This is a genomic window from Devosia nitrariae (assembly GCF_030160115.1).
Classification (GTDB): Bacteria; Pseudomonadota; Alphaproteobacteria; order Rhizobiales; family Devosiaceae; genus Devosia; species Devosia nitrariae.
The window spans coordinates 211,383-233,354 of sequence record NZ_BSNS01000022.1; the positions used below are offsets into that span (position 1 = coordinate 211,383).

Genomic DNA, 21,972 nt, shown 5'->3' on the forward strand with positions numbered 1-21,972 from the left:
TATGAACGCGCTTAAATGTTGGGGTTTGGCCCGTGATTCTGCGGAGCCGGCGGCGGGGGCCCGCCCCATTGGCATGGAGACCCTATGATTAAGCTTTTGGCTGGTGTCGCGCTTTCGGTACTGTCGGTCGCTGCCGCCTCCCCCGCGCTCGCCCAGGACGTGGCAAGCATCGGCATCGAGCGCGTCGTCATCGCGCCGGCCCGCACGCCCCTGGCGCAAACGATCAAGGCCGGGCTCGCCGCTGCCTACGCGGCCGCCCGACCCGATACGGCCGCCTTTGAAGAGGCACAAAAGCTCTATTATTTCTACGGCGAGCGCCATTTCGAGCCGCTCTGGCTGGATCTTGCCCCCGATGGCTCGCTGGCCTTTTCGGCCAAGGCGCAGAAGATCATCTCGATCTTCGAGGGCGCCGCCAGCGAAGGCCTGCGGCGAGAGGATTATCTCACCGCCGAACTGGACGTTGCGAGCGCCGACGGCGATCCGGTCCGCATGGCCGAGCTCGAGACTGCCTTTTCGGCGGCGGCCCTTCGCTATGCCACCCACATCTATGCCGGCCGCATCCGTCCGCGCGACGTTTCTGCTTTTCTCGACATCGAGCCCAAGCGCCTCGATGAGGCGTCCCTGCTCATGCGCCTCGCCACGACCGATGCACCCGGCGAGGTCTTTGCCGAACTCGAGCCGAAGCACCCGGAATTCCTGGCCCTCAAGGCGGCCCTCGCCAAGTTCGAGGACGACAAGGTCGACCGTCCCCAGCCGGTCCCGGACGGTCAGGTCCTGCGGCTCGGCATGAGCGATCCGCGCGTGCCGCTGCTGCGCGAGCGGTTGAAGCTTGCCGGCTCGCCCGAGGCTCTAACCGTCTATGACGCGCCGCTCTACGAGGCGGTCAGGTCCTTCCAGGAAAGCCAGGGGCTGGAGGCCGACGGCATCATCGGCCCGGCGACCGTGGCCGCCTTCAACGGCGGCCGCGCCGTCACCCGCGCCGATATCCTCGCCAACATGGAACGCTGGCGCTGGATGCCGCGCGAACTGGGCGAGTTCAACGTCATGGTGAACGTGCCCGAGTTCCGTGTGGCCATCAACGACCACGGGCGCGAGGCCTATGCCACGCGCGTCGTCGTCGGCACGCCCAAGAACCAGACGCCGATCTTTTCCGACAGCATCCGCCACATTGTCGTCAATCCCTATTGGAACGTGCCCTCCTCGATCGTTGCCAACGAGGTCGCCCCGGCGGTGCTGCGCAATCCCGGCTATATCGGCCGGCAGAACATGGAACTTCTCTACAACGGCGCGGTGATCAGCGCCTCTTCGGTCAACTGGGGGATGGTCTCGGCCAACAGTTTCCCGTTCAAGGTGCGCCAGAAGCCCGGCACCGGCAACGCGCTTGGCCAGATCAAGTTCCTCTTTCCCAACAAGCACGACGTCTATCTCCACGACACGCCGTCCAAGTCGCTGTTCTCTCGCGCCTTCCGCGCCTACAGCCACGGCTGCATCCGCGTTCAGAACCCCATGGAATTCGCCGAGGCGCTGATGGCCAACGAGCCCAATATCAGCCGCACCTCGCTCGAGGCCTTGTTCGGTCCGTCGGAACGTTGGGTCAATCCGGAAAAGAAGATCCCGGTCCACATTGCCTATTTCACCCTCAGGGTCGAAAAGGACGGCGCCATCCGCTCCTATGGTGACGTCTATGGGCATCATGAGAGGCTCATCGAGCTGATGAAGCTCTAGGTGGCCGCCGCTTCCTTTACGCAGCGTTTACATTTTCGCCTTGGTTCAGCCCGCTTTCGACCTTAAAACCCCATGCCGAGGGCAGGCCTGAGATGTTAGCGCCGGGTTAGCGTTAACGGGTTCTAGTAAGGTTTGCGCTAAAAAGTCCGGAAATTGTATCCACCGGACTGTGTATAGCGTAGCGGGGACTTTGGTTTGAGGGCTACTCGCATTGCGCGGCTGTTCATGGCCGCGGTCATCAGCATCGCGACCATGCTGCCCATGGGGCTGCCGGCTGCCGCCGCCAATGAGCGCGCGCTCTATCTCTACTATACCCATACCAAGGAAACCGCCCGCATCGCCTTCAAGCGCGACGGGCGTTACATCCAGTCGGGCCTCGATCAGCTCAACCATTTCCTGCGCGACTGGCGGCGCAACGAGCCGGCGAAGATGGACCCGCGCCTCTTCGATCTCGTCTGGGAGGTCTATCAGGAGGCGGGCGGCACCCAGCCCATCCACGTGGTCTCCGCCTACCGCTCCCCCGCAACAAACGCTATGCTCGCCGCTAAGTCGTCCGGTGTCGCCGATAACTCCCAGCACATGCGCGGCAATGCCATGGACTTCTTCATCCCTGGCGTCCCGCTCAACCGCCTGCGAGCCATCGCCATGAAAAAGCAGGTTGGGGGTGTTGGCTACTATCCGACCTCAGGCAGCCCGTTTGTGCACCTGGATACCGGAAACGTCCGCGCCTGGCCCCGCATGACCACAGCGCAATTGCAGGAACTCTTTCCCGACGGACGCACCCTGCACCTGCCGACCAACGGCCGTCCGCTCTCCCAGGAAGGCTACAAGCTCGCCCAAGCCGAGTGGCAGAAGTGCCATTCCATCCCCTGCGGAGGCCGGTCCTCGGGCACGGCCATCGCCAGTTCCGGCGGCTCGGGCCGCACGCTCATGGACCTCTTCACCGGCGGCGGCAAGGCAGCCGAACCCGCCCCCGTCGCAGTCGCCGCGGCGCCCCAGGCATCCGCGCCACAGGCATCGGGCACGCGCGTCGCCCCGGTGCCCGCCACACGCCCGCAGATGCAGGTTGCCGCCGCAACGCAGGCGCCGTCGGTGCCGGCCCCGACACCCGATCCGGTCGAGTCGGAAACCGTCCCCTTCTCGAGCGTCGGCAGCGCGCCGCTGCGCCCCGAGGAGCTTACCGTTGCCAGCGTCGCGCCCATTCCCGCCACCAAGCCGGCGAGCCTGCGGCAGGTGACCAATGGCGAGACCGCCGTCATGGCCATTGCCGCGCTCGATGCGCCGGTGCCAGCTCCGCGCCTGCACATGACCAATCCGCCCGCCGAAGAACGCGAGACGGTGCTGACCGCCTATGCCGCCCCCGCGACCGAGCGGGCGCTGGAAAACCTCATCGAGACCGGCACAGCCAAGGTTGCCGCGACGCCGGAACCGGATGCCCAGCAGGGCCCGTCCGCATCCTCACTACGGCCCGGGCTGGTGAGCGCCTCAACCATGCGCACCGCCTCTCTCGGCAGCCTGCCGGCGGTCACCGCCGCCTCCCCGGCTCCGGTATCCGATCTGTTCGAGGCCACCTTCGGCGCGCTCGAAAGCCAGCCGCAAGCCCTGCCGGTGGCGAAGGCCCTGGCCGAGTTCGTCGCGCGCGACCAACCGGTTAAAAGGATCGCCATGCGCGACGCCGAGCTGATCGCCCCCGATCTAGACCATGTGACCGAGATCATGGCGTTGCCTGCCGCCGTCAGCTCGGCTCGCTACGCGGTCATTTTCGAGCACGACGAGGCCGACTTCGACCCTGCCACCGAACTCGGGCCTCACGTCCCGCGCATGGGGGTCGGCGACTTCCCCCCGATCCTCGCCTCCGACCGCTTCCAGCCCGCCCGCCCGATGATCGTCGCGTCCCGGTAGCTCGGGACGCCGCAGCCGTTTTCAGCGTCTTGCGACCAGACCATTCGAGCGAGATCGGGTAGAAACCAGCACATCCCGACGAACTTCCGCCCCACTTGCCGGGTTTACCCGCGACAGCGTGGCGGTTGCATTGGCGCGCGGCGCTCACTAATGATCGTCCGGATGGCCGGTGATCACGACAAGGACAAGCAATTGGCCGAAAAGCCGCAAACACCGCTGCTCGATACCGTCAATTCGCCTGCCGACCTGCGCGCACTCCCGCGCGAGGACCTGCGCCAGTTCGCCGACGAGCTTCGCGCGGAAATGATCGACGCCGTTTCGGTGACCGGCGGGCATCTGGGCGCCGGACTCGGCGTCGTCGAATTGACCGTCGCCATCCATGCCGTCTTCAATACGCCCGACGACCGGCTGATCTGGGACGTCGGGCACCAGGCCTATCCGCACAAGATCCTGACAGGCCGGCGCGACCGCATCCGCACCCTGCGTCAGAAGGACGGCCTTTCCGGGTTCACCCGCCGGGCCGAGAGTGAATACGACCCGTTCGGGGCCGGCCATTCATCGACCTCGATTTCGGCAGGTCTCGGCATGGCGGTCGCCGCCGAGCAGCAGGGCATCAAGCGCAATGTCATCGCAGTCATCGGCGACGGCGCGATGTCGGCCGGCATGGCCTACGAGGCCATGAATAATGCCGGCGCCATGGACGCACGGCTCATCGTCATCCTCAACGATAACGACATGTCGATCGCCCCGCCGACCGGGGCCATGCGCACGTATCTCGCCCGGCTCGTTTCCGGCCCGGTCTATCGCGGCATGCGCGAGACGGCCAAGACCATTGCCAAGAAGCTGCCGCACGTCTTCCATGAGCCGGCCCGCCGCACCGAGGAGTTCGCCCGCTCGTTCTTCACCGGCGGCACGCTCTTCGAGGAGCTGGGCTTTTATTACGTCGGCCCCATCGACGGACACAATCTCGATCACCTGCTGCCGGTCCTGACCAATGTCCGCGACGCCGACAGCGGTCCTATCCTCGTCCATGTGGTCACCAAAAAGGGCAAGGGCTACGGACCGGCCGAAGACTCTGCCGACAAGTATCACGGCGTTTCCAAGTTCAACGTCATCACAGGCGCGCAAGCCAAGACGCCCTCCAACGCCCCCTCCTATACCGGCGTCTTCGCCAAGGCGCTGATCGAGGAAGCCCGCCATGATGAGCGCGTCGTTGCCGTCACCGCCGCCATGCCTTCGGGCACCGGCCTCGACAAGTTCGCCGAGGTTTTCCCGGCGCGCTGCTTCGATGTCGGCATCGCCGAGCAGCACGCCGTCACCTTCGCGGCCGGCATGGCCGCCGATGGCCTAAAGCCGTTCTGCGCCATCTATTCGACCTTCCTGCAGCGCGCCTATGACCAGGTGATCCACGACGTGGCCATCCAGAGCCTGCCGGTGCGCTTCGCCCTGGACCGGGCCGGCTATGTGGGCGCCGATGGCCCCACCCACGCCGGCAACTACGATGCCGCCTATCTCGGCGCCCTCCCCGGCATGGTTCTGATGGCCGCTGCTGACGAGGCCGAACTCGTCCATATGGTGGCGACCGCCGTCGGCCACGATACCGGCCCCATCGCTTTCCGCTATCCACGCGGCGACGGTGTCGGCGTCGAGTTGCCCCAGCGCGGCGCACCGCTTGCCATCGGCAAGGGGCGGATCGTTCGCGAAGGTTCGACCGTTGCCATCCTCTCCTACGGCACGCGGCTTGCCGAAGCGCTCGCCGCCGCCGAAAAACTCGCAGCCCTCGGCTTTGCCCCGACCGTCGCCGATGCTCGCTTCATGAAGCCGCTCGACGAAGAGCTGATCGCGCGCCTCGCCACGAGTCACGACGTGCTCCTGACCGTCGAGGAGAGCTCGATCGGCGGCTTCGGCAGCCATGTGGCGACCTTCCTTGCCCGCAACGGTCTGCTCGACGGCAAGTTGAAACTGCGCCCGCTGATGATCCCCGACGTCTTCACCGAGCATTCGACGCAAGGCAACATGTATGCCGCGGCCGGCCTCGACCGCGCCGGCATCCTCGCGGCCGCCCTCAATGCTCTCGGCTACGACGAAGCGGCCATGAAGGCGGCTGCCGATCGCATCGGGTGAACGCAAAAAGCCCGCTGCCGGCGAGCGGAGCGGGCTTTGCAATCGGCAGTAGCTCTGTCGCTCCCCTATGCTGAGGGGCCGAAAAGCCGTTCTCTGGAAACGATCACACCTCGCTCGGCGCGTTGACCATGCCGAGCGCGGCCATATAGAGCTCGAGCAGGGCTTCCTGCTCCAGGCGCTCATTGGCGTCCTGCTTGCGGATCCGCACGATCTGCCGGATGACCTTGGTGTCGAAGCCATTGCCCTTGGCTTCGGCATAGATCTCCTTGATGTCGGCGGCGATGGCCGCCTTCTCTTCCTCCATGCGCTCGATCCTTTCAATGAACGCGCGCAACTGGTCCTGGGCTACACTTTCAACCGACATGAATTCACCTTTCGTTTCGCCCCCGGTTCAACCCCAGCGGGGCCCTCGGTTCAAGCGCTTTTGACCTCAATCCACATCGGGTTGCGCAAAGCCCCCGCAATTGCGCCAAAACCCGGCTTTAGCGATTGACACCGTCCGTTGACCGCGTTCAAACCAGAGGTGATTTCCCGCGATGATTTCCGGCCCGCTCTTGCACGTCCTGCGCCTCGGCATAACACTTCTCGGCCTGACATTCTCCGGCCTGATGATTACGGCCGCGCCGGCGCGTGCGGATCTTCGCGTCTGCAACGAGACGGGCAATCTGGTCTCGGTGGCCCTCGGCTACAGGGCCGAGCGCGGCTGGCAGTCGGAAGGCTGGTGGCAAACGCCGCCCGGCAACTGCCGGGTGCTCTACCAGGGCGATCTCGCCCGCAGCTACTACTACGTCTATGCCGCAGACGATATCGGCGGGGGCGACTGGGGCGGGTCGTTCTTCATGTGCACACGTGACGAAACCTTCACAATATTCGGGGTTGAGGATTGCCTCGCACGGGGCTATGAGCGCACGGGGTTCTTTGAGATCAACACTCAGGGCAAGACCGAATGGACGCTGCAGCTGACCGAAGGGGAAGCCGCGCCGCGTGTGATCGCGCCCGACGGTGAGGAAAACCTGGAAGAACCCCTGCTGCTCGTAGATCCGGACGACGTCGACATTGAGATCGAGGGCGAGATCGAAGGCGAGTTCGACGCAACTGACATCGAAGGCACGGATACCCAATGAGACGCATGAGACGCGTGAAGATCGTCGCCACCCTCGGCCCCGCCAGCCAGGATGATAAGACGATCGAGGATCTGGCGCGCGCCGGAGCCGATGTCTTCCGCATCAATATGAGCCATGCGAGCCATGAGCTCCTGCGTGAGACCGTCTCCCGCATCCGCGACGTCGAAGCGCGCCTCAAGCACCCGCTCGGCATCCTCGTCGACCTGCAAGGCCCCAAGCTGCGCATCGCGCGTTTTGCCGAAGGGGCCGTCCAACTGGTTGCAGGGCAGAAATTCGTGCTCGATTCGGTCGACGAAACCGGCACCGCCGAGCGCGTCTTCCTCCCCCATCCCGAGATCATCGAGAGTGTGTCGGTGGGCGACCGCCTGCTGCTCGACGACGGCAAGCTGCAATTGAAGGCGACCAAGGTCGGCGGCGGCGCCGTCGAGACGGAGGTCATCTATGGCGGCAGGCTCTCGGACCGCAAGGGCGTGTCGCTCCCCGATACGCTCCTGCCCGTCGGCGCGCTGACCGAAAAGGACCACGCGGACCTGCTCGAAGGGCTCAAATGCGATGCCGACTGGATCGCTCTCTCCTTCGTGCAGCGGCCGGAGGACATCATCGACGTCCGCAAGATCGTGCAGGGCCGTGCCGGCGTCATGGCCAAGATCGAAAAGCCGCAAGCCATCGACCGGCTCGAGGAGATCATCAAGCTGTGCGATGCCTTCATGGTGGCGCGCGGCGACCTCGGCGTCGAGCTGCCGCTCGAGACCGTGCCGGGCCTGCAAAAGAAGATGATCCGCATGGCTCGCCGCTTCGGCAAGCCCGTGGTGGTCGCAACCCAGATGCTGGAATCGATGATCACCTCGCCGGTGCCGACCCGCGCCGAGGTCTCGGACGTGTCGATTGCCGTCTTCGAGGGCGCCGACGCGGTCATGCTCTCGGCCGAGAGCGCCTCGGGCGAATATCCGGTCGAGGCGGTTACCATGATGAACCGCGTGGCCATCGCCGTCGAGAACGACACCAACTACCGCACGATCATCCGTGCTCAGGCGACCGAGCCCGAGGCGACCGCCGCCGACGCCATCTCCGCAGCCACCCGTCAGGTCGCGGAAACCCTCGATCTGGCCGCCATCGTCACCTACACCTCGTCGGGCTCGACCGGCATCCGTGCCGCCCGCGAGCGGCCGTCGAAGCCGATCATCGCGCTCTCCCCGAATCTTCGAACCATAAGGCGCCTGTCGGTCGTCTGGGGCATCCATTGCGTTCAGACCGAAGACGCGGCGAGCCTCGAGGACATGGTCGATCGCGCCTGCATCATCGCCTATCAGGAAGGCTTTGCCCGCCCCGGCGACCGCATCGCCATCACCGCCGGCGTACCGCTGGGCACGCCCGGTGCGACCAACATGCTTCGCATCGCGTTCGTTCGCCAGGACGGCGCCGGCTCGAGCTGAGGCCGAGCCTAGTAGGGATACCATCCTTCCCTACTCAACGGCGTGTCATCCCGGCGAAGGCGAACCGAATACGGCGGTGGCAGAATTCCTCCCTACCCACCGGGTCATCCCCGCGAAAGCGGGGACCTCTGTTGGCGATGCCGGTAAGTGGAAACGGAGGTTTCCGCTTGCGCGGGAATGATTCGGAGTTGGTGATGTTTTCACGGCTCACGCACCTCGCGGCATGCGCAGTATCTCAGATGGTTCCGGACTTCTCCAGGATGACACCCGGCTGGTGATGGGCCGTCAACCTCTACGAGACCCTACGGCTCCAAGCTTTCCAAATACGTCTTCAAAACCTGCAAATCCGCTTCCATCCACGCGCAGTCGGAGGCGAACTGCTCGTTGGTGATCGCTTCGCGCTGGAAGAGTGTTATCGCCACTTCCGCTCCCTCTCCGTTGGCATAAACCCGCGCGGGCGTCATCTGCGAAAGCATGCTCGAGGGTGTGATCGAGAAGTCGATCACACCGAACCTGTTGACCGGCGTGAACTGGATCCGCACCGGTCCGTCCGCCTGCCACTCGTGCGCGCTCACCTGGTGGTAGTTGACCAGCGGGCCCGACGCCCAGCGCGGCAGGTTGCGCGGCTCGGCGAGAAACTCGTAGACGCGCTGCAGCGGCCGGGCGATGGCGACGGTCACGGTTCGGCTGGAATACATCAGCAACTCGAACGAAGGTTGAGGCGCGCGAAGGCGGGATGCGAAAAGAGCCTGTCCCGGACTTGATCCGGGGTGGGACCGGTTTTTCATGAGAATCCCGCGACGACAAAGTCAAAGCGCGCGATCTGATACCACCAAAATCGCGCGTGCTAGGGGTGCATCATGTTTCCTGCCAGGGCAATAGAAAAAGGCCCGCGAATTTCGCGAGCCTTTTCAAACGGTTACCGATTAAGATAAACGCTTATCCCTGACGGGCTTTGTAGCGCTTGTCGGTCTTGTTGATGATGTAGACGCGTCCGCGGCGGCGGACGAGCTTGTTCGCGCGGTGGCGAGTCATCAACGCCTTCAGCGAATTGCGGATCTTCATCTCTTGAACCCCGGATAAACAAAAACCGGGCGCTGTGGGCGCCCGAAACTGGCCGGAACATAGGGATATCGGCCGGCGATGTCAACGCCGGAAACGGTTGGTTTTCCACCGCTGCGAAGAGAGCGTTTCCAGCAAAAGTGGATGCCACTTTTCGGTTCGAAAGCCCGACAATTCGATAGTCCAAAGCACCCGGAACGTCGGTGCGCCCGCCCGTTAACCACCCTGTCACCTGCCGCGGCGTATTGTTCTTTTCAAAGACATCTTGCCTGCGAGCCCGCCCGAATGCCCGTAGAGACGATCACCGCCCACGGCGTCCTCATCGCCGACCACAGCCAGCATATGATCGACATCGTCGCGGCAATGCTCCGCCATGCCGGCCGCCGCGACATCCGCAGCGCCACGGACGCGGCAGGCGCCATGTTCGAGCTCAAGCGCCGCGATTTCGAGGTCATCCTGCTTGACGATGGACTTGCCGGTACCGACAGCGTCGAATTCGTGCGCCGCCTGCGCCATAGCGAGGACTGCCGCAACCGGCTGACGCCCATCGTCATGATGGCATCGATGCCCGACGGCCAACGCATCGCCGCGGCCCGCGACGCCGGAGTGACCGAATTCCTGCGCAAGCCCTTCGCTGCCGCCCATCTTGAGACGCGGCTCGAGGCCATCCGCAAAGCGCCCCGCGCCACCATCGAGACCGACGACTATGTCGGTCCCGATCGGCGCCGCCGTGCCGCCCCTGATCTCGGCACGGGCGAACGGCGGGAGAGGTAAAACAGCAGACCCGCTCCGATAGATCGGAGCCTGATCAGGTCAGGCTTCGACCATCGCTTCCTCGGGCACCTCGATTTCCTGCCAGCGGTGGCAGGCGACCAGCCGGTCTCCTCCGATGGTCTCGAGCGGCGGGCGCACCTCGGCGCAAAGCGGTTTGGCATAGCGGCAGCGTGTGCGGAAGGTGCAGCCAGATGGCTGGCTGATCGGCGAAGGAATCTCGCCTCGCAAAGCATCGATGCTGCGTTGCCGTGCGAGCTTCGGGTCAGGGATCGGCACGGCCGTCAGCAGCGCCTTGGTATAGGGGTGCTTGGGGTCGTCGTAGATCTCATTACCCGTTGCCAGCTCCACGATCCGACCGAGATAGAGCACCAGGATCCGGTCCGACACGTGCCGCACGACCGAGAGGTTATGCGAAATGAAGATGAGGGTGAGCCCGAACTCGTCCTTGAGGTCGGCAAGGAGGTTGAGGATCTGTGCCTGGATGGAGACGTCCAGTGCCGAGACCGGCTCGTCGCAGACGATAAGCTTGGGCTCGGTGATGAGCGCTCGGGCAATGCCGATGCGCTGCGCCTGCCCGCCCGAGAACTCGTGTGGGTAGCGGTTGATCATTTCGGGCAGGAGGCCCACCGCCTCCATCATCTTGACGACCTTGGCCCGCCGCTGGTCGCGACCGAGCTCCGGCCGCAACGTCCTCAGCGGATCGGCGATAATCTCACCGACGGTCATGCGCGGGTTGAGGGAGGCCAGCGGGTCCTGGAAGATGATCTGCAGGTCCTGCCGCCTTTTGCGCATCTCCTCGCCCGACAGTTTCATCAGGTCCTGGCCGAGCCAGAGCACCTGGCCCTGATCCGGTTCGATGAGCTGCAGGATGCAACGGCCGAGTGTCGATTTCCCGCAGCCGCTCTCGCCCACGATCCCCAGCGTCTCGCCCTTCTTGATGCTGAACGAGATGTCCTGAAGCGCCTTCAGTTCCAGCGGCTGGGAGAAGAGGCCGGTCGCGATCGAGAAGCTCTTCCCGAGTCCCCGGATCTCGAGCAGGGTTTCGGATTTGTCGGCCATCACGCCACCTTCTCGTAGTTCAGTTCACCTTCATAGAAACAGGCCTTCTCGCGGCCTTCGCCGGCCGGCGCCAGCGGCGGACGCTCGGCAAGGCACCGCTCGAAGCGGAAGGCGCAGCGCGGATTGAAAGAGCAACCCTTGGGAAGGTGTTCGAGACTGGGTGGCAACCCCTGGATCGGGTCGAGCCGCGCCGCCCGGTGGGCGATGTGCGGCGTCGAATGCAGGAGCCCCAGAGTGTAGGGGTGTTTGGGGTCGTAGAAAAGATCGTCGACCTTGCCTTTCTCGACCGCGCGCCCGCCATACATCACCATCATCCGGTCGGCGATGCCGGCCACGACGCCCAGATCATGAGTGATCAGCACCAGAGCAGTGCCAAAATCCTCAGTCAGCGATTTGAAGAGGTCGAGCATCTGCGCCTGCACGGTGACGTCGAGCGCCGTCGTCGGCTCGTCGGCGATGAGGATCTTGGGTTGGCAGAGGAGCGCCATGGCGATCATGACGCGCTGGCGCATGCCGCCCGACAGTTCGTGCGGGAAAGCATTGGAGCGCTTGGCAGGTTCGGGGATGCCGACACGCTCGAGCATTTCGATGGCCGCTAGAACGGCCTTCTCCTTGTCGAAACCGCGATGCTTGACCAGCACCTCGGAAAGCTGCGTACGCACCCGCAGGCTCGGGTTGAGCGAGGTCATCGGATCCTGGAAGATCATCGCGATGTCCTTGCCCCGATAGGCGTCCAGCTTGACCTTGTCCATGCCGACAAGGTTGACGTCGCCGAGCATGGCGTTGCCTGTCACTCGGCCGTTCTTGGCCAATAAACCCATGATCGAGAGGAATGCCTGGCTCTTGCCTGAGCCGCTTTCCCCGACGACCGCGAGGATTTCGCCTTCGGTCAGGGTGAAGTTCATGTCGCGCACCGCATGCACCTCGCTGCCGTGCAAAGCGAAGGTGACGGACAGATCTTCAACGGTGAGAACGGTATTGGACATCTCAACGATCCTTGGGGTCGAGCGCGTCGCGCAGGCCGTCACCGATATAGGTGAGGCAGAGGAGCATGGTGATCAGCACGCCGGCGGGCGCCATCAGCATCCAGGGCAGCACCTCGGCGACGGGCGCTCCGAACGAGATCAGCGTGCCGAGAGAGGTCTGCGGCTCCTGGACGCCGAGGCCGAGATAGGAAAGGAAGCTTTCGGCAATGATGATCTCGGGAACGGTCAGCGTTGCATAGATCACCACCGGGCCGGTCAGGTTCGGCACGATGTGGCGGGTGATGATCGTCCAGGGCTTGGCCCCGCCAGCCCGCGCCGCCTCGACGAATTCCTTTTCCTTCAAGGTCAGCGTCTGCCCGCGCACGATCCGGGCCATGGTCAGCCATTCGATCGCCCCGATGCCGACGAACAGCAGCACCGGATTGCGCCCGAACATGACGACGAGGATGATGACGAAGAGGATGTAGGGCAGCGCGTACATGATGTCGACAATACGCATCATGACGGCATCCACCCGCCCGCCGAAATATCCGGCAACTGCTCCGTAGACGACGCCGATGGCGACCGAGACGACCGTGGCCACTCCCGCCACGATCAATGACATCTGCGTACCCTGCAGCACGCGCGCCAGCATGTCGCGCCCGTTCTGGTCGGTGCCGAAGAAGTGGCCCTTGTCGAAATCGGGCGGCTTGCGGATCGCCGTCCAGTCGACCTGCGAATAGGTCCACGGCACGAAATAGGGGCCGACGAAAGCGATGATGACGATCAGCGCCAGCACCACGATCGAGACCACCGCCGCCTTGTTGTTGGAGAGGCGTCGCAGCGCGTCCTGCGTCAGTGAGCGGCCCTTGGGCGCCTCGAGCGTCGCCAGCCGGTTGGCGTAGTCGGTCAGGACCGCGTCTTTTCCAGTGATCCCGGCCATTAGCGGTACCTCACCTTTGGATCGAGCCAGGCATAGACGAGGTCGACGATGAGGTTGAGCGCAAGGATGATGAACATATAGAGGATGGTCGTTCCGAGAACTATGCCGTAATCGCGGTTGAGCGCGGCGGTGACGAAGTACTTGCCAATCCCGGGCAGGCCGAAGATCTGCTCGACGGCGAGAGAACCGGTGAGAAGGTATGAAAGGCCCGGGCCGAGATAGGAGACGACGGGGATAAGCGCCGGCTTGATCGCGTGCCTGGCCAGAACCAGGCGCTCACCGAGCCCCTTGGAGCGGGCGGTGCGCACATAGTTGGTACCTAGGATCTCGATCATCGAGCCGCGCATCAGCCGCGAGATGCGCGCCGCGTGCGGCCAGGCGAGCACCGTCACCGGCAGCACCAGATGCATCCATGACCCTGTGACCCAGCCTCCCGCCGGAAACCATCCGAGATGGACGCCGAACCAGAGCTGCAGCAGCGCGGCCATCAGGAAGTTGGGGATGATCACGCCGATCATTACCGCCAGCACCAACACGTAGTCCGGCCACTTGTTCTGGTTCACCGCCGCGACCATGCCGGCCAGGAGCCCGATGGCCGTGGCGATGACAAAGGCAGTGAGCGCCAGCGTCAGGGTGAAGGGAAAGCCGATGGCGATAAGCCGGCTGACCGAAAAGCCCTCGATGACCATTGACGGGCCGAGATCGCCGTGCAGCAGGCGCCAGATATAGATGAAATACTGGACGACCAGCGGCTGATCGAGACTGTAGTGGGCGCGAAGGTTCGCGAGGACCAGTGGCGGCAGCGCGCGCTCCCCGTCGAACGGGCCGCCAGGCGCCAGGCGCAAAATGAAAAAACAGACCGATACGGCGATCAGTGCAATCGGTATGGCCGAGAGCACTCGCCGCAATGCGTAACCGAGCATTTCGTGTGACCTTTATTGTCCGGGGCGCCGCGGAGACCGCGCGTCTCGCCGGAAAAGGGATCGTGGGGCCGGCCGGCCCCACGATCCGTCATCGGCTTACTCCGACTTCGTCAGCCACCGCGTGCGGTGGATGTCCTTGGCGTTGTCGACGAACCCTTCGATGTAGGGCTTCACGACGTTCTTCGAGACGTACCAGTAGATCGGGATGGCCGCGAACTCGTCCATGGCGATCTCCTCGGCATCAGCCAGGATTTCACCGCGTGCGACAAGATCCTGCTCGGTGGCGGCCTGGTCCATCAGCGCGTCGAACTCCTCGTTGGAGTAACGACCGTAGTTGTTGCCCCAGTTGGTGCCGTCACCCTGCGAGATGCCGGTCTTGAGGAGGTCGAGCGTATTGGACGGGTCGTTGTAGTCGAGGAGCCACCCGGCCCGGCCGACCTGGAAGTCGCCGGCGCGCAGCGCGTCGTAGTGCACTGCGGTTTCCGAGTTGAACAGCTCGACATTGACCCCGAGCGGCTCCCACATGGCGGCAATCGCCACCGCAATGCGCTGGTGGTTGTCGTTGGTGTTGTAGCGCAACTGCAGGTTCAGCGGATTATCGGGGCCGTAGCCGGCCTCGGTCATCAGCTCGACGGCGCGGGCGACGCGGTCCTCATAGGGCAGCGTTGCCCATTCAGGATCGTAGGCGTTCTCGACATAGTTGCCGGTGCCCGGCGGCACCCAGCCATAGGCAGGCAGTTCGCCGGTGCCGAGCACGTCCGGCCCGATCACGTCGCGCAGCACCGAGATCGACAGCGCCTCGCGGATGCGCACGTCGTCGAGCGGCGGCTTTTCCTGGTTGAGGACGTAGTAGTAGACGCCGAGGAACGGCTCCACATGCGCCTCGCCCGGCAGGTTGTCCTGCAGCCACTGGTACTGGTCGGAAGGGAGGTCGGTCAGGATGTCGAATTCGCCGGCGCGGTAGCGGTTGAGCGCCGCCGTCTGGTCCTCGAGCACGTGGTAGAAGACCTCGTCGATCTGCACGTTCTCGGCGTCGTAATAGTCCGCGTTCTTTTCCGAACGGACATAGGAGCCCGGCAGCCACTCGACGATCTTGTAAGGACCGTTGGCGACGATGTTGTCCATATCGGTCCAGGCATCGCCGACCTCTTCGATGAGATGCTTGGGGACCGGATAGGCCGTGTAGTGGGTGAGCGCGTCGAGGAAGAACGGCGTCGGCGCCTCGAGCGTGATCTCGACGGTCTTCTCGTCAACAGCCTTGACCCCAAGCTGGCTGAAATCGGTGATCTCGCCCGAATTGATCGCCTCGGCATTCTTGATGGGATACTGGAGGTAGGCGTATTCCGAGGCCGTCGCCGGATCCATCAGGCGCTGGAAAGCAAAGACGAAGTCGTCGGCGGTGACCGGCGTGCCGTCGGTCCACTGGATGCCGTCGCGCAGATGGAAGGTGTAGACAAGGCCGTCGTCCGAAATCTCCCAACTCTCGGCCTGCCCCGGGATCGGCGCAGCCTCGGGATCCTCAGTCACAAGGCCTTCCAGATAATCGCCGACGACGCGGTTCTCCCAGTCGCCGGAGACCTTGTGCGGGTCGATCGAACCCGGATCACCGCCATTGTGCATCTGCAGGGTCACGGCGTAGGCGGAGCTGCTCATAAGCAGCGCAACCACACCGGCGGTCGTTGCCGCCTTAAGGACCTGTGTGATTTTCATTATCGTCCCATCTCCTGAAAGGGTTTCCTGTTTATGCAGCCGGAATTGGTTGGCCCGGCCATTTTTTGCCTGACCGGCAGAATTTACCGCCTGATCAAGATTGGTGGACGGTATCCCCACTTTCCGTCCACTTGCAAGTGAAAGGTTGCCGCAAACGTCAACCGCCACAAAAATGTTAACACCCCGGCAACCAGCGATGCCAGGTGCAGGCTTTGCGCCGGTTTTATTGCAATTGTGAACTTAACTGGCGCGTTCGACCAAGGCAGCGACCCCCATGCCGCCGGCCGTGCAGACCGAGATCAATGCCCGTTGCTTTTCTTCGCTGGCAAGGAGCTTGGCGGTGACTCCGAGTATGCGCGCGCCGGTCGCGGCAAAGGGGTGGCCATAGGCAAGGCTCGATCCCTTGGTGTTGAGCTTTTCCGGATCGACCTCGCCCAGCACCGTCTCGCGCCCGAGCACGTTCTTACAGTATTTGGCGTCGGTCCAGGCCTTCAGGGTGCAGAGTACCTGCGCGGCGAAAGCCTCGTGCAATTCGAAGACATCGATATCGGCAAAGGTGATGTTGGAACGGGCCAGCATCTCGGAGACCGCGATGGTCGGCGCCATCAGCAGCCCCTCGCCGCCGGCGAAATCGTTGGCGGCGACCCGCCCCATGGTCAGGTAAGCCAGGACCGGCAGGCCCCGCGCCCTCGCCCACTCCTCGCTCGCCAGCAGCACCGCGGCCGCCCCGTCGGTCAGTGGCGTCGAATTGGCCGCCGTCAGCGTGCCATGGCCCGAGGACTTGTCGAAAGCCGGCTTCATCGTCGCCATCTTCTCGAGGCTCGTATCGGGCCGCACATTGTTGTCCTTGACCAGCCCGGCGCAGGGCACCAGCAGGTCGTCGTGGAAGCCCTCGTCATAGGCCTTGGCGGCGTTCTTGTGGCTCCTCAATGCGAGCTCGTCCTGTGCCTCACGCGCAATGCCCCACTCGCGCGCCATCAGCTCGCAGTGCTGCCCCATGGAAAGACCCGTGCGCGGCTCCTGCGTCGATGGCGCGACGGGCGTCAGTTCCCCGAACGAGAACCCCTTGAAGACCCCGAGCTTTTCGCCGGCGCTTCGCGCGCGGCTGAGGTTGATCATGCGGTGCTGGAACTTGTCACCGAAAACCACGGGGCTGTCGCTGACGGTGTCGGAGCCCGCCGCAATGCCGCAGTCGATCTCGCCGGTCATGATCTTGTTGCCGATAGTCAACGCCGCCTGCAGGCTCGTGCCGCAGGCGATCTGCATGGTCGTGCCCGGGGTTCTCGGCGACAGGCCCGCATCGAGCGACGCTTCGCGTGCGAGGTTGAAGTCGCGTGAATGGTTGATGACCGCGCCTGCCATCACCTCGTCGATCTTCTCGCCTTTGAGGTTGAACTTGTCGACAAGACCGCCGAGCGCAGTGGCAAGCATGGAAAGATTGCTCTCTTCCACATAGGCGGTATGGCCGCGCGCGAAGGGGATGCGGGCAGAACCGACAATGGCGACTTTTCTCATTCCGTTCATATTGTCCTCACGCCCTGTCGTCCGCACGTGCCTTCATCGGCCCACCGAGGAACGGCGCAAAGCCCGTCCCGAGGATCACCCCGATATCGGCGAGATCGGCGCTCGCCACCACGCCCTCGGCAACGACCACCGCCGTGGTGTCCACCAGTGGTTTGACGAGCTCGCGCCCGAGCCCGGCCAGGTCGGCATGGGCCGGTGCCTCGCCCTTCTGCGCCTTGCCCTTTTCCCACTTGTAAAAGCCCTCGCCGCTCTTGCGGCCAAGCTTGCCGGCAGCGACCAGACGGGCGAACCTCGAATCCTCCGGCACCGCGTGGCCGAGCTCGGTGGCGACCGACTGGCCGACATCGAGGCCGACAGTATCCATCAGTTCGATCGGGCCCATCGGCATGCCGAAGGCGACGGCGGCGGCATCGATCAGCTCCTTGCTCTCGCCTCTCTCGACCCGCTCGACGGCGCCCAGCATATAGGGCATCAGCACCCGGTTGACGAGGAAGCCGGGTGCGGACTTGACCACCACCGGGCTCTTGCCGATCGCGAGAGCAAAGGCTGCGCCCATGGCGATCTGCTCGTCGCTGTTGAAGGTCGAACGGATGACCTCGACCAGCGGCAGCTGCGCGACCGGGTTGAAGAAATGGAGGCCAATCAGCCGGCTCGGGTCCTTGAGTCCTTCGGCGATACGCTCGAGTTCGATCGAGGAGGTGTTGGTGGCAAGGATCGCGCCAGCCTTCAACTTCTCCTCGACCCCGGCAAAGATCTTGCGCTTGATCTCAAGGTTCTCGACCACCGCCTCGATGACGACGTCGGCCCGCGCCACGCCCTTGCCGGCTGGATCCGCCTCGAGCCGGAGCATCGCCGCATTGACCTCGTGCTTTTTCTTCAGCCGCTTTTTGAACAGGCCCTTTGCCCGGTCGAGCGCCGGCTTGATCCGTTCCATGTCGAGGTCCTGGAGCGTTACCGCCATGCCCCGCAACGCACACCAGGCGGCGATATCGCCGCCCATCACGCCCGCCCCGACGACATGGACCCTGGCGAACCGCGCGCCCTTGACGCCCTGCTTCTTCAATCCTTCCGAAAGGAAGAACACCCGCCGCAGGTTCGTCGCGGTCGGCGACCCCATGAGCGGGACGAACGCATCGACCTCCCCGGCGATCATGGCCCCGGGCTCGTCCCCGTGCTTCTCGAAGAGATCGATGAGGGCATAGGGCGCGGGATAGTGCTCGGGCCGCGCCTTCTTGCCGGCCTCATCGCGCATCTTGCTCGCCACATAGCCGCGCAGCGGCCCCATCGCCATCACGCGCTTCACAAGGCTCGCCCGCCGCGACCTGCGCTTTTGCAGAACGGCCTTGCGCGCCTCCCAGCGCAGCATGTCGCGGTGCCTCACGAGCTTGTCGACAAGGCCCATGCCGCGGGCCTGACCGGCTCGCAGCATCCGGCCGGTGAGCATGATCTGCATGGCATCGACCGGCCCTGCCTGCCGGATGGAACGGCCCGTGCCCCCAAAGCCCGGAAAGATGCCGAGATTGACCTCGGGAAAGCCGATGCGGGTCTTATCGTTGGCGATGGCGATCCGGTAATGGCAGGCGAGCGCCAGCTCTAGGCCGCCGCCGAGGCAGAAGCCGTGGATGCCGGCAACGACCGGCACCTTGAGGTTTTCGATGCGCTGGAAGAGCGCGTGCGCGCGCCGAAGCGCATCCGGCAGCACCGAGAAATCCGCCATGGCGTCGAACTCGGAGATATCGGCGCCGGCGATGAACCCGCTCTCCTTGCCCGAGAGCAGGATGACACCGGCCAGTTCCCCGCCCGCGATCAAATCCTCGATCCGCTCGATGAGGCTCTCGAGCTCGGCGATGGCCTCGCGGCTCAACGTATTGACCGGGGCATCGGGGCGGTCGATGGTCAGCCACCCCAACTGCTCGACGTCGATATGGAACGACCAGTTTCTGGTCTCCGGCGTCTCGGTTTTCGCCAATTCCGGCTCCTCTTCCCTGGCTGGCGACGAGGGGTCGCGTTCGGTTTCAATAACGCGCTATTCCGCCGCTGCCCGGGCCGACTTGCGGGCGGCAAAGGCGTCCGGGGCGAAGTCGTCGACGGCAACGGCCCGGTCGGTCGCTTCATCGGCAGCACGCAGGATGCCGGCCTCGTTGTCGTTGATGATCCCCGCGGCAACGGCATCGGCGATGGCGTCCCGGTCGAGGCGGCGGGAAACCTCTCCCTTCTTGACCGCCCGCATGAACCGGGCCTCGATCTCCTCGGCCGCGATCACCTTGGCGAGCGCATCTTCCAGAAGGCCGGTCACATCCTCAGGATCCATCGACACATAGGCGCCGGTGGTCAGCCGGTCACGGAAGGCACCTGGCCGCAGCACCATGGACACGAAACCGTTGTTGACCCGGTCCGGTGCGGGCCTCGCATGCCGTCCGAACGGGAAGCACAGAACCCGCATGGCAAAGGCGAAGAGCCGGCTGGGGAAGTTGGCGAAGACTTCACCAAACGTTGCCTCCATGGCCGCGATGCGGTCGGCCATGATGGCATCGACCAGCGCCCGGTCATCCGCCAGACGTCCCTCGTCCTCGTAGCGCTTCAAGACAGCGCTCATCAGGTAGAGGTCGCCCAAGATATCGGCCATGCGACCCGATATCTGTTGCCTGGCCTTGAGCGCGCCGCCGAGCACCACTGTGGTCCAGTCGGCAACGAGAGCGAAGGCCTGCGCGTAGCGGTGCAGTTGCCGGTACCAGCGCGCCATCTCGTGGTCGACGGGCGAGGAGGCGAACATGCCGAAGGTGACCGCGTGGAGAAAGGTCGCGATCTTGTTGCGCAGCATAAAGGCCGTGTGCCCGGCAAAGGCCTTGTCGAAGGCGTCGACCCCCGCCTTGCGGTCGGGGTTCTGGGCGGCCTGGACTTCCTTATAGAGGAAAGGATGGGCACGCAGCACGCCCTGGGCGAAGGTCATCAGCGTACGGGTGAGGATATTGGCGCCTTCCACGGTAATGGCGACAGGCGTCGCCATATAGCCGCCGAAGAGATAGTTGGAAGGGCCGTCCTGGATGGCGCGCCCGCCATGGATGTCGAAAGCCGCATCGAGGCAGTCGCGCATCGCCTCGGTGGTGCGATATTTGAGCAGCGCCGAAAGAACCGAGGGGCGCTGTCCTTCATCGACCATGGAAGCCGTCAGTCGTCGCGCCGCCTCGAAGGTGTAGGCGCTCTTGACCATCCCTGCGAGGGGTTCGGCAACGCCCTCCATGATCCCGACAGGGATGCCGAACTGGCGGCGGATGCGGGCATAGGCGGAGGTCACCCTCAGCGCCTGCTTGATCGAGATCGAACCGATGGCCGGCAACGAAATGGCCCGACCGGTCGACAGGCACTCCATCAGCATGCGCCAGCCCTGGCCGGCATAGTCGACCCCGCCGATGAGATAGTCCATCGGCACGAACACGTCCTTGCCGCGCGTCGGCCCGTTCATGAACGCCTGCCGCGCCGGGAAATGCCGGCGGCCGATCTCGACACCCGGATGGTCGTGTGGAATGAGCGCCAGCGTGATGCCGACATGCTCACCCTTGCCAAGGAGGTTGTCCGGATCGTGCAGGTCGAAGGCAAGGCCGATCAGCGTCGCGATGGGCGCAAGCGTAATGTAGCGCTTGTCCCAGGAGAGTGTGACACCGACGACCTCCTTGCCGTTCCACGTGCCTTTGGTCACCACGCCGACATCGCGCATGTTGCCGGCGTCCGACCCCGAGTGGACGCCGGTCAGGGCAAAGCACGGCACCTCGAGCCCCCTGGCGAGCCGCGACAGGTAGGTCTCCTTCTGCTCGGGCGTGCCGTATTTCTCCAGCAGTTCGCCCGGCCCCAGGGAATTGGGCACCATCACGGTAATGCCGGCCGCGACCGAGCGCGAGGCGATCTTGGAGACGATCATCGACTGGGCCTGGGCCGAGAAGCCGAGCCCATCATAAGCCTTGTCGATGAGCATCCCGAGAAAACCCTTTTCCTTGAGGAACTGCCAGACTTCCGGGGAGAGGTCGGCGCGCTCGTTGCGCGTCTCCCAGTCGTCGATCATGGCGCAGACCTCCTCGGTCGGCCCGTCGAGGAACGCCTTTTCCTCCTCGGTCAGCGTCAGCGGCCGGATGGAGGTCAGTTTCGTCCAGTCCGGGCGGCCATAGAACAGTTCGGCGTCCCAGCCGATGGTGCCGGCATCGAGCGCTTCCTGCTCGGTGCGCGAGACCCTGGGCAGGATCTTCCTGACCATGCCGTAGGCCGGGGCGGTGAGCAGAGCCTTGCGGACCGCGCGAACCGAGAGCGCCAGGAGAACGACGCCCGGCAGCAGCGCCAGGATCAGCAGGAGCGGCGAAGGATCGAACCCAGTCACTGGGTCGAATCGGGTAAAAAGGCCAATGACGAGCGCCGCCGCGCCCCACTGCCAGAGCGGCGCCTGGCGCATCGCCAGTACGACAAAGGCGACAACGCCGATTGCCCAAAGCGCGATAGTCATCCCGAGCTCCTTCTGCCCGCCGCCGGCCAGTCTACCGTCCCGCGCGGCGCCATGGCCAAGAGTTTAACAAGGTTTACGTATACGTCAACTGAAAGCCCATTAGGTTTCAGGATGGCAATTCGACCATTAGCCGCGACCCATCGCTTGGTTTGCCTCTCCGGCATCTGTTTGACGCTTACGTAAAGCCGTGGAATACTCGAACCATCGGCATTTCG

The 21,972-nt window shown here is 64.2% G+C and carries 17 protein-coding genes; 6 read left to right on the forward strand and 11 right to left on the reverse strand.

Annotated elements, in window-relative coordinates; genetic code table 11:
- Window positions 1-84 precede the first annotated feature (84 nt).
- The 3 genes from QQK18_RS20720 (at window position 85) to dxs (ending at window position 5,751) form a co-directional block, all read left to right on the forward strand.
- The gene (locus tag QQK18_RS20720) at window positions 85-1,725 is read left to right on the forward strand and encodes a L,D-transpeptidase family protein (RefSeq protein WP_284342277.1); all 1,641 of its coding nucleotides are present in this window, start codon (window positions 85-87) and stop codon (window positions 1,723-1,725) included.
- Window positions 1,726-1,920: 195 nt separating this feature from the next.
- Entirely contained in the window at window positions 1,921-3,627 is a 1,707-nt protein-coding gene (locus QQK18_RS20725) for a peptidoglycan L,D-endopeptidase MepK (protein ID WP_379993819.1), read from the forward strand.
- A 162-nt stretch (window positions 3,628-3,789) separates the two neighbouring features.
- A complete protein-coding gene (gene dxs, locus QQK18_RS20730) occupies window positions 3,790-5,751 on the forward strand; it encodes a 1-deoxy-D-xylulose-5-phosphate synthase (protein WP_284342278.1) in 1,962 nt (653 codons plus the stop codon).
- Between the two features lie 103 nt (window positions 5,752-5,854).
- On the opposite strand, the gene QQK18_RS20735 is transcribed toward dxs, so the two are convergent.
- Entirely contained in the window at window positions 5,855-6,115 is a 261-nt protein-coding gene (locus QQK18_RS20735) for a DUF2312 domain-containing protein (RefSeq protein WP_284342279.1), read from the reverse strand.
- 172 nt (window positions 6,116-6,287) lie between these two features.
- Between QQK18_RS20735 and QQK18_RS27465 the strand changes: the two genes are divergently transcribed.
- Together QQK18_RS27465 and pyk are read left to right on the forward strand one after the other, a co-directional pair.
- Window positions 6,288-6,875, forward strand: coding sequence for a DUF1036 domain-containing protein (locus tag QQK18_RS27465; RefSeq protein WP_348523248.1), 588 nt, complete (start codon window positions 6,288-6,290; stop codon window positions 6,873-6,875).
- Window positions 6,872-8,308: a pyruvate kinase gene (gene pyk, locus QQK18_RS20745; RefSeq protein WP_284342280.1), complete on the forward strand. Its 1,437-nt coding sequence runs from the start codon at window positions 6,872-6,874 to the stop codon at window positions 8,306-8,308. The genes QQK18_RS27465 and pyk overlap by 4 nt, the downstream gene beginning before the upstream one ends.
- Before the next feature lie 302 nt (window positions 8,309-8,610).
- Here the strand turns inward: pyk and QQK18_RS20750 are convergent, their stop codons facing one another.
- Window positions 8,611-9,006: an SRPBCC family protein gene (locus QQK18_RS20750; RefSeq protein ID WP_284342281.1), complete on the reverse strand. Its 396-nt coding sequence runs from the start codon at window positions 9,004-9,006 to the stop codon at window positions 8,611-8,613.
- 241 nt (window positions 9,007-9,247) lie between these two features.
- On the reverse strand, window positions 9,248-9,373 hold the full coding sequence (gene ykgO, locus QQK18_RS20755; protein WP_284342282.1) for a type B 50S ribosomal protein L36: 126 nt from the start codon (window positions 9,371-9,373) through the stop codon (window positions 9,248-9,250).
- 282 nt (window positions 9,374-9,655) lie between these two features.
- Here ykgO and QQK18_RS20760 point away from each other — a divergent pair, with 282 nt between their 5' ends.
- A complete protein-coding gene (locus QQK18_RS20760; protein WP_284342283.1) occupies window positions 9,656-10,144 on the forward strand; it encodes a response regulator in 489 nt (162 codons plus the stop codon).
- A 39-nt stretch (window positions 10,145-10,183) separates the two neighbouring features.
- Here QQK18_RS20760 and QQK18_RS20765 read toward each other — a convergent pair whose 3' ends face one another.
- From QQK18_RS20765 to QQK18_RS20800, 8 genes are all read right to left on the reverse strand, one after another.
- Complete coding sequence (locus QQK18_RS20765; RefSeq protein ID WP_284342284.1) at window positions 10,184-11,203, reverse strand: ABC transporter ATP-binding protein; 1,020 nt, start codon at window positions 11,201-11,203, stop codon at window positions 10,184-10,186.
- Entirely contained in the window at window positions 11,203-12,189 is a 987-nt protein-coding gene (locus QQK18_RS20770) for an ABC transporter ATP-binding protein (protein ID WP_284342285.1), read from the reverse strand. Before QQK18_RS20770 ends, QQK18_RS20765 begins: the two co-directional genes overlap by 1 nt.
- Before the next feature lies 1 nt (window position 12,190).
- The gene (locus tag QQK18_RS20775) at window positions 12,191-13,111 is read right to left on the reverse strand and encodes an ABC transporter permease (protein WP_284342286.1); all 921 of its coding nucleotides are present in this window, start codon (window positions 13,109-13,111) and stop codon (window positions 12,191-12,193) included.
- Window positions 13,111-14,034 (reverse strand): ABC transporter permease, encoded by a 924-nt coding sequence (locus QQK18_RS20780; RefSeq protein ID WP_284342287.1) that lies wholly within the window; start codon window positions 14,032-14,034, stop codon window positions 13,111-13,113. The genes QQK18_RS20775 and QQK18_RS20780 overlap by 1 nt, the downstream gene beginning before the upstream one ends.
- Window positions 14,035-14,130: 96 nt before the next feature.
- Complete coding sequence (locus QQK18_RS20785) at window positions 14,131-15,738, reverse strand: peptide ABC transporter substrate-binding protein (RefSeq protein ID WP_379993922.1); 1,608 nt, start codon at window positions 15,736-15,738, stop codon at window positions 14,131-14,133.
- 246 nt (window positions 15,739-15,984) lie between these two features.
- On the reverse strand, window positions 15,985-17,268 hold the full coding sequence (locus tag QQK18_RS20790; protein WP_284342289.1) for an acetyl-CoA C-acetyltransferase: 1,284 nt from the start codon (window positions 17,266-17,268) through the stop codon (window positions 15,985-15,987).
- 7 nt (window positions 17,269-17,275) lie between these two features.
- On the reverse strand, window positions 17,276-19,237 hold the full coding sequence (locus QQK18_RS20795) for a 3-hydroxyacyl-CoA dehydrogenase NAD-binding domain-containing protein (protein WP_284342290.1): 1,962 nt from the start codon (window positions 19,235-19,237) through the stop codon (window positions 17,276-17,278).
- Window positions 19,238-19,294: 57 nt separating this feature from the next.
- Window positions 19,295-21,757, reverse strand: coding sequence for an acyl-CoA dehydrogenase (locus QQK18_RS20800; protein ID WP_284342291.1), 2,463 nt, complete (start codon window positions 21,755-21,757; stop codon window positions 19,295-19,297).
- Window positions 21,758-21,972: the final 215 nt, after the last annotated feature.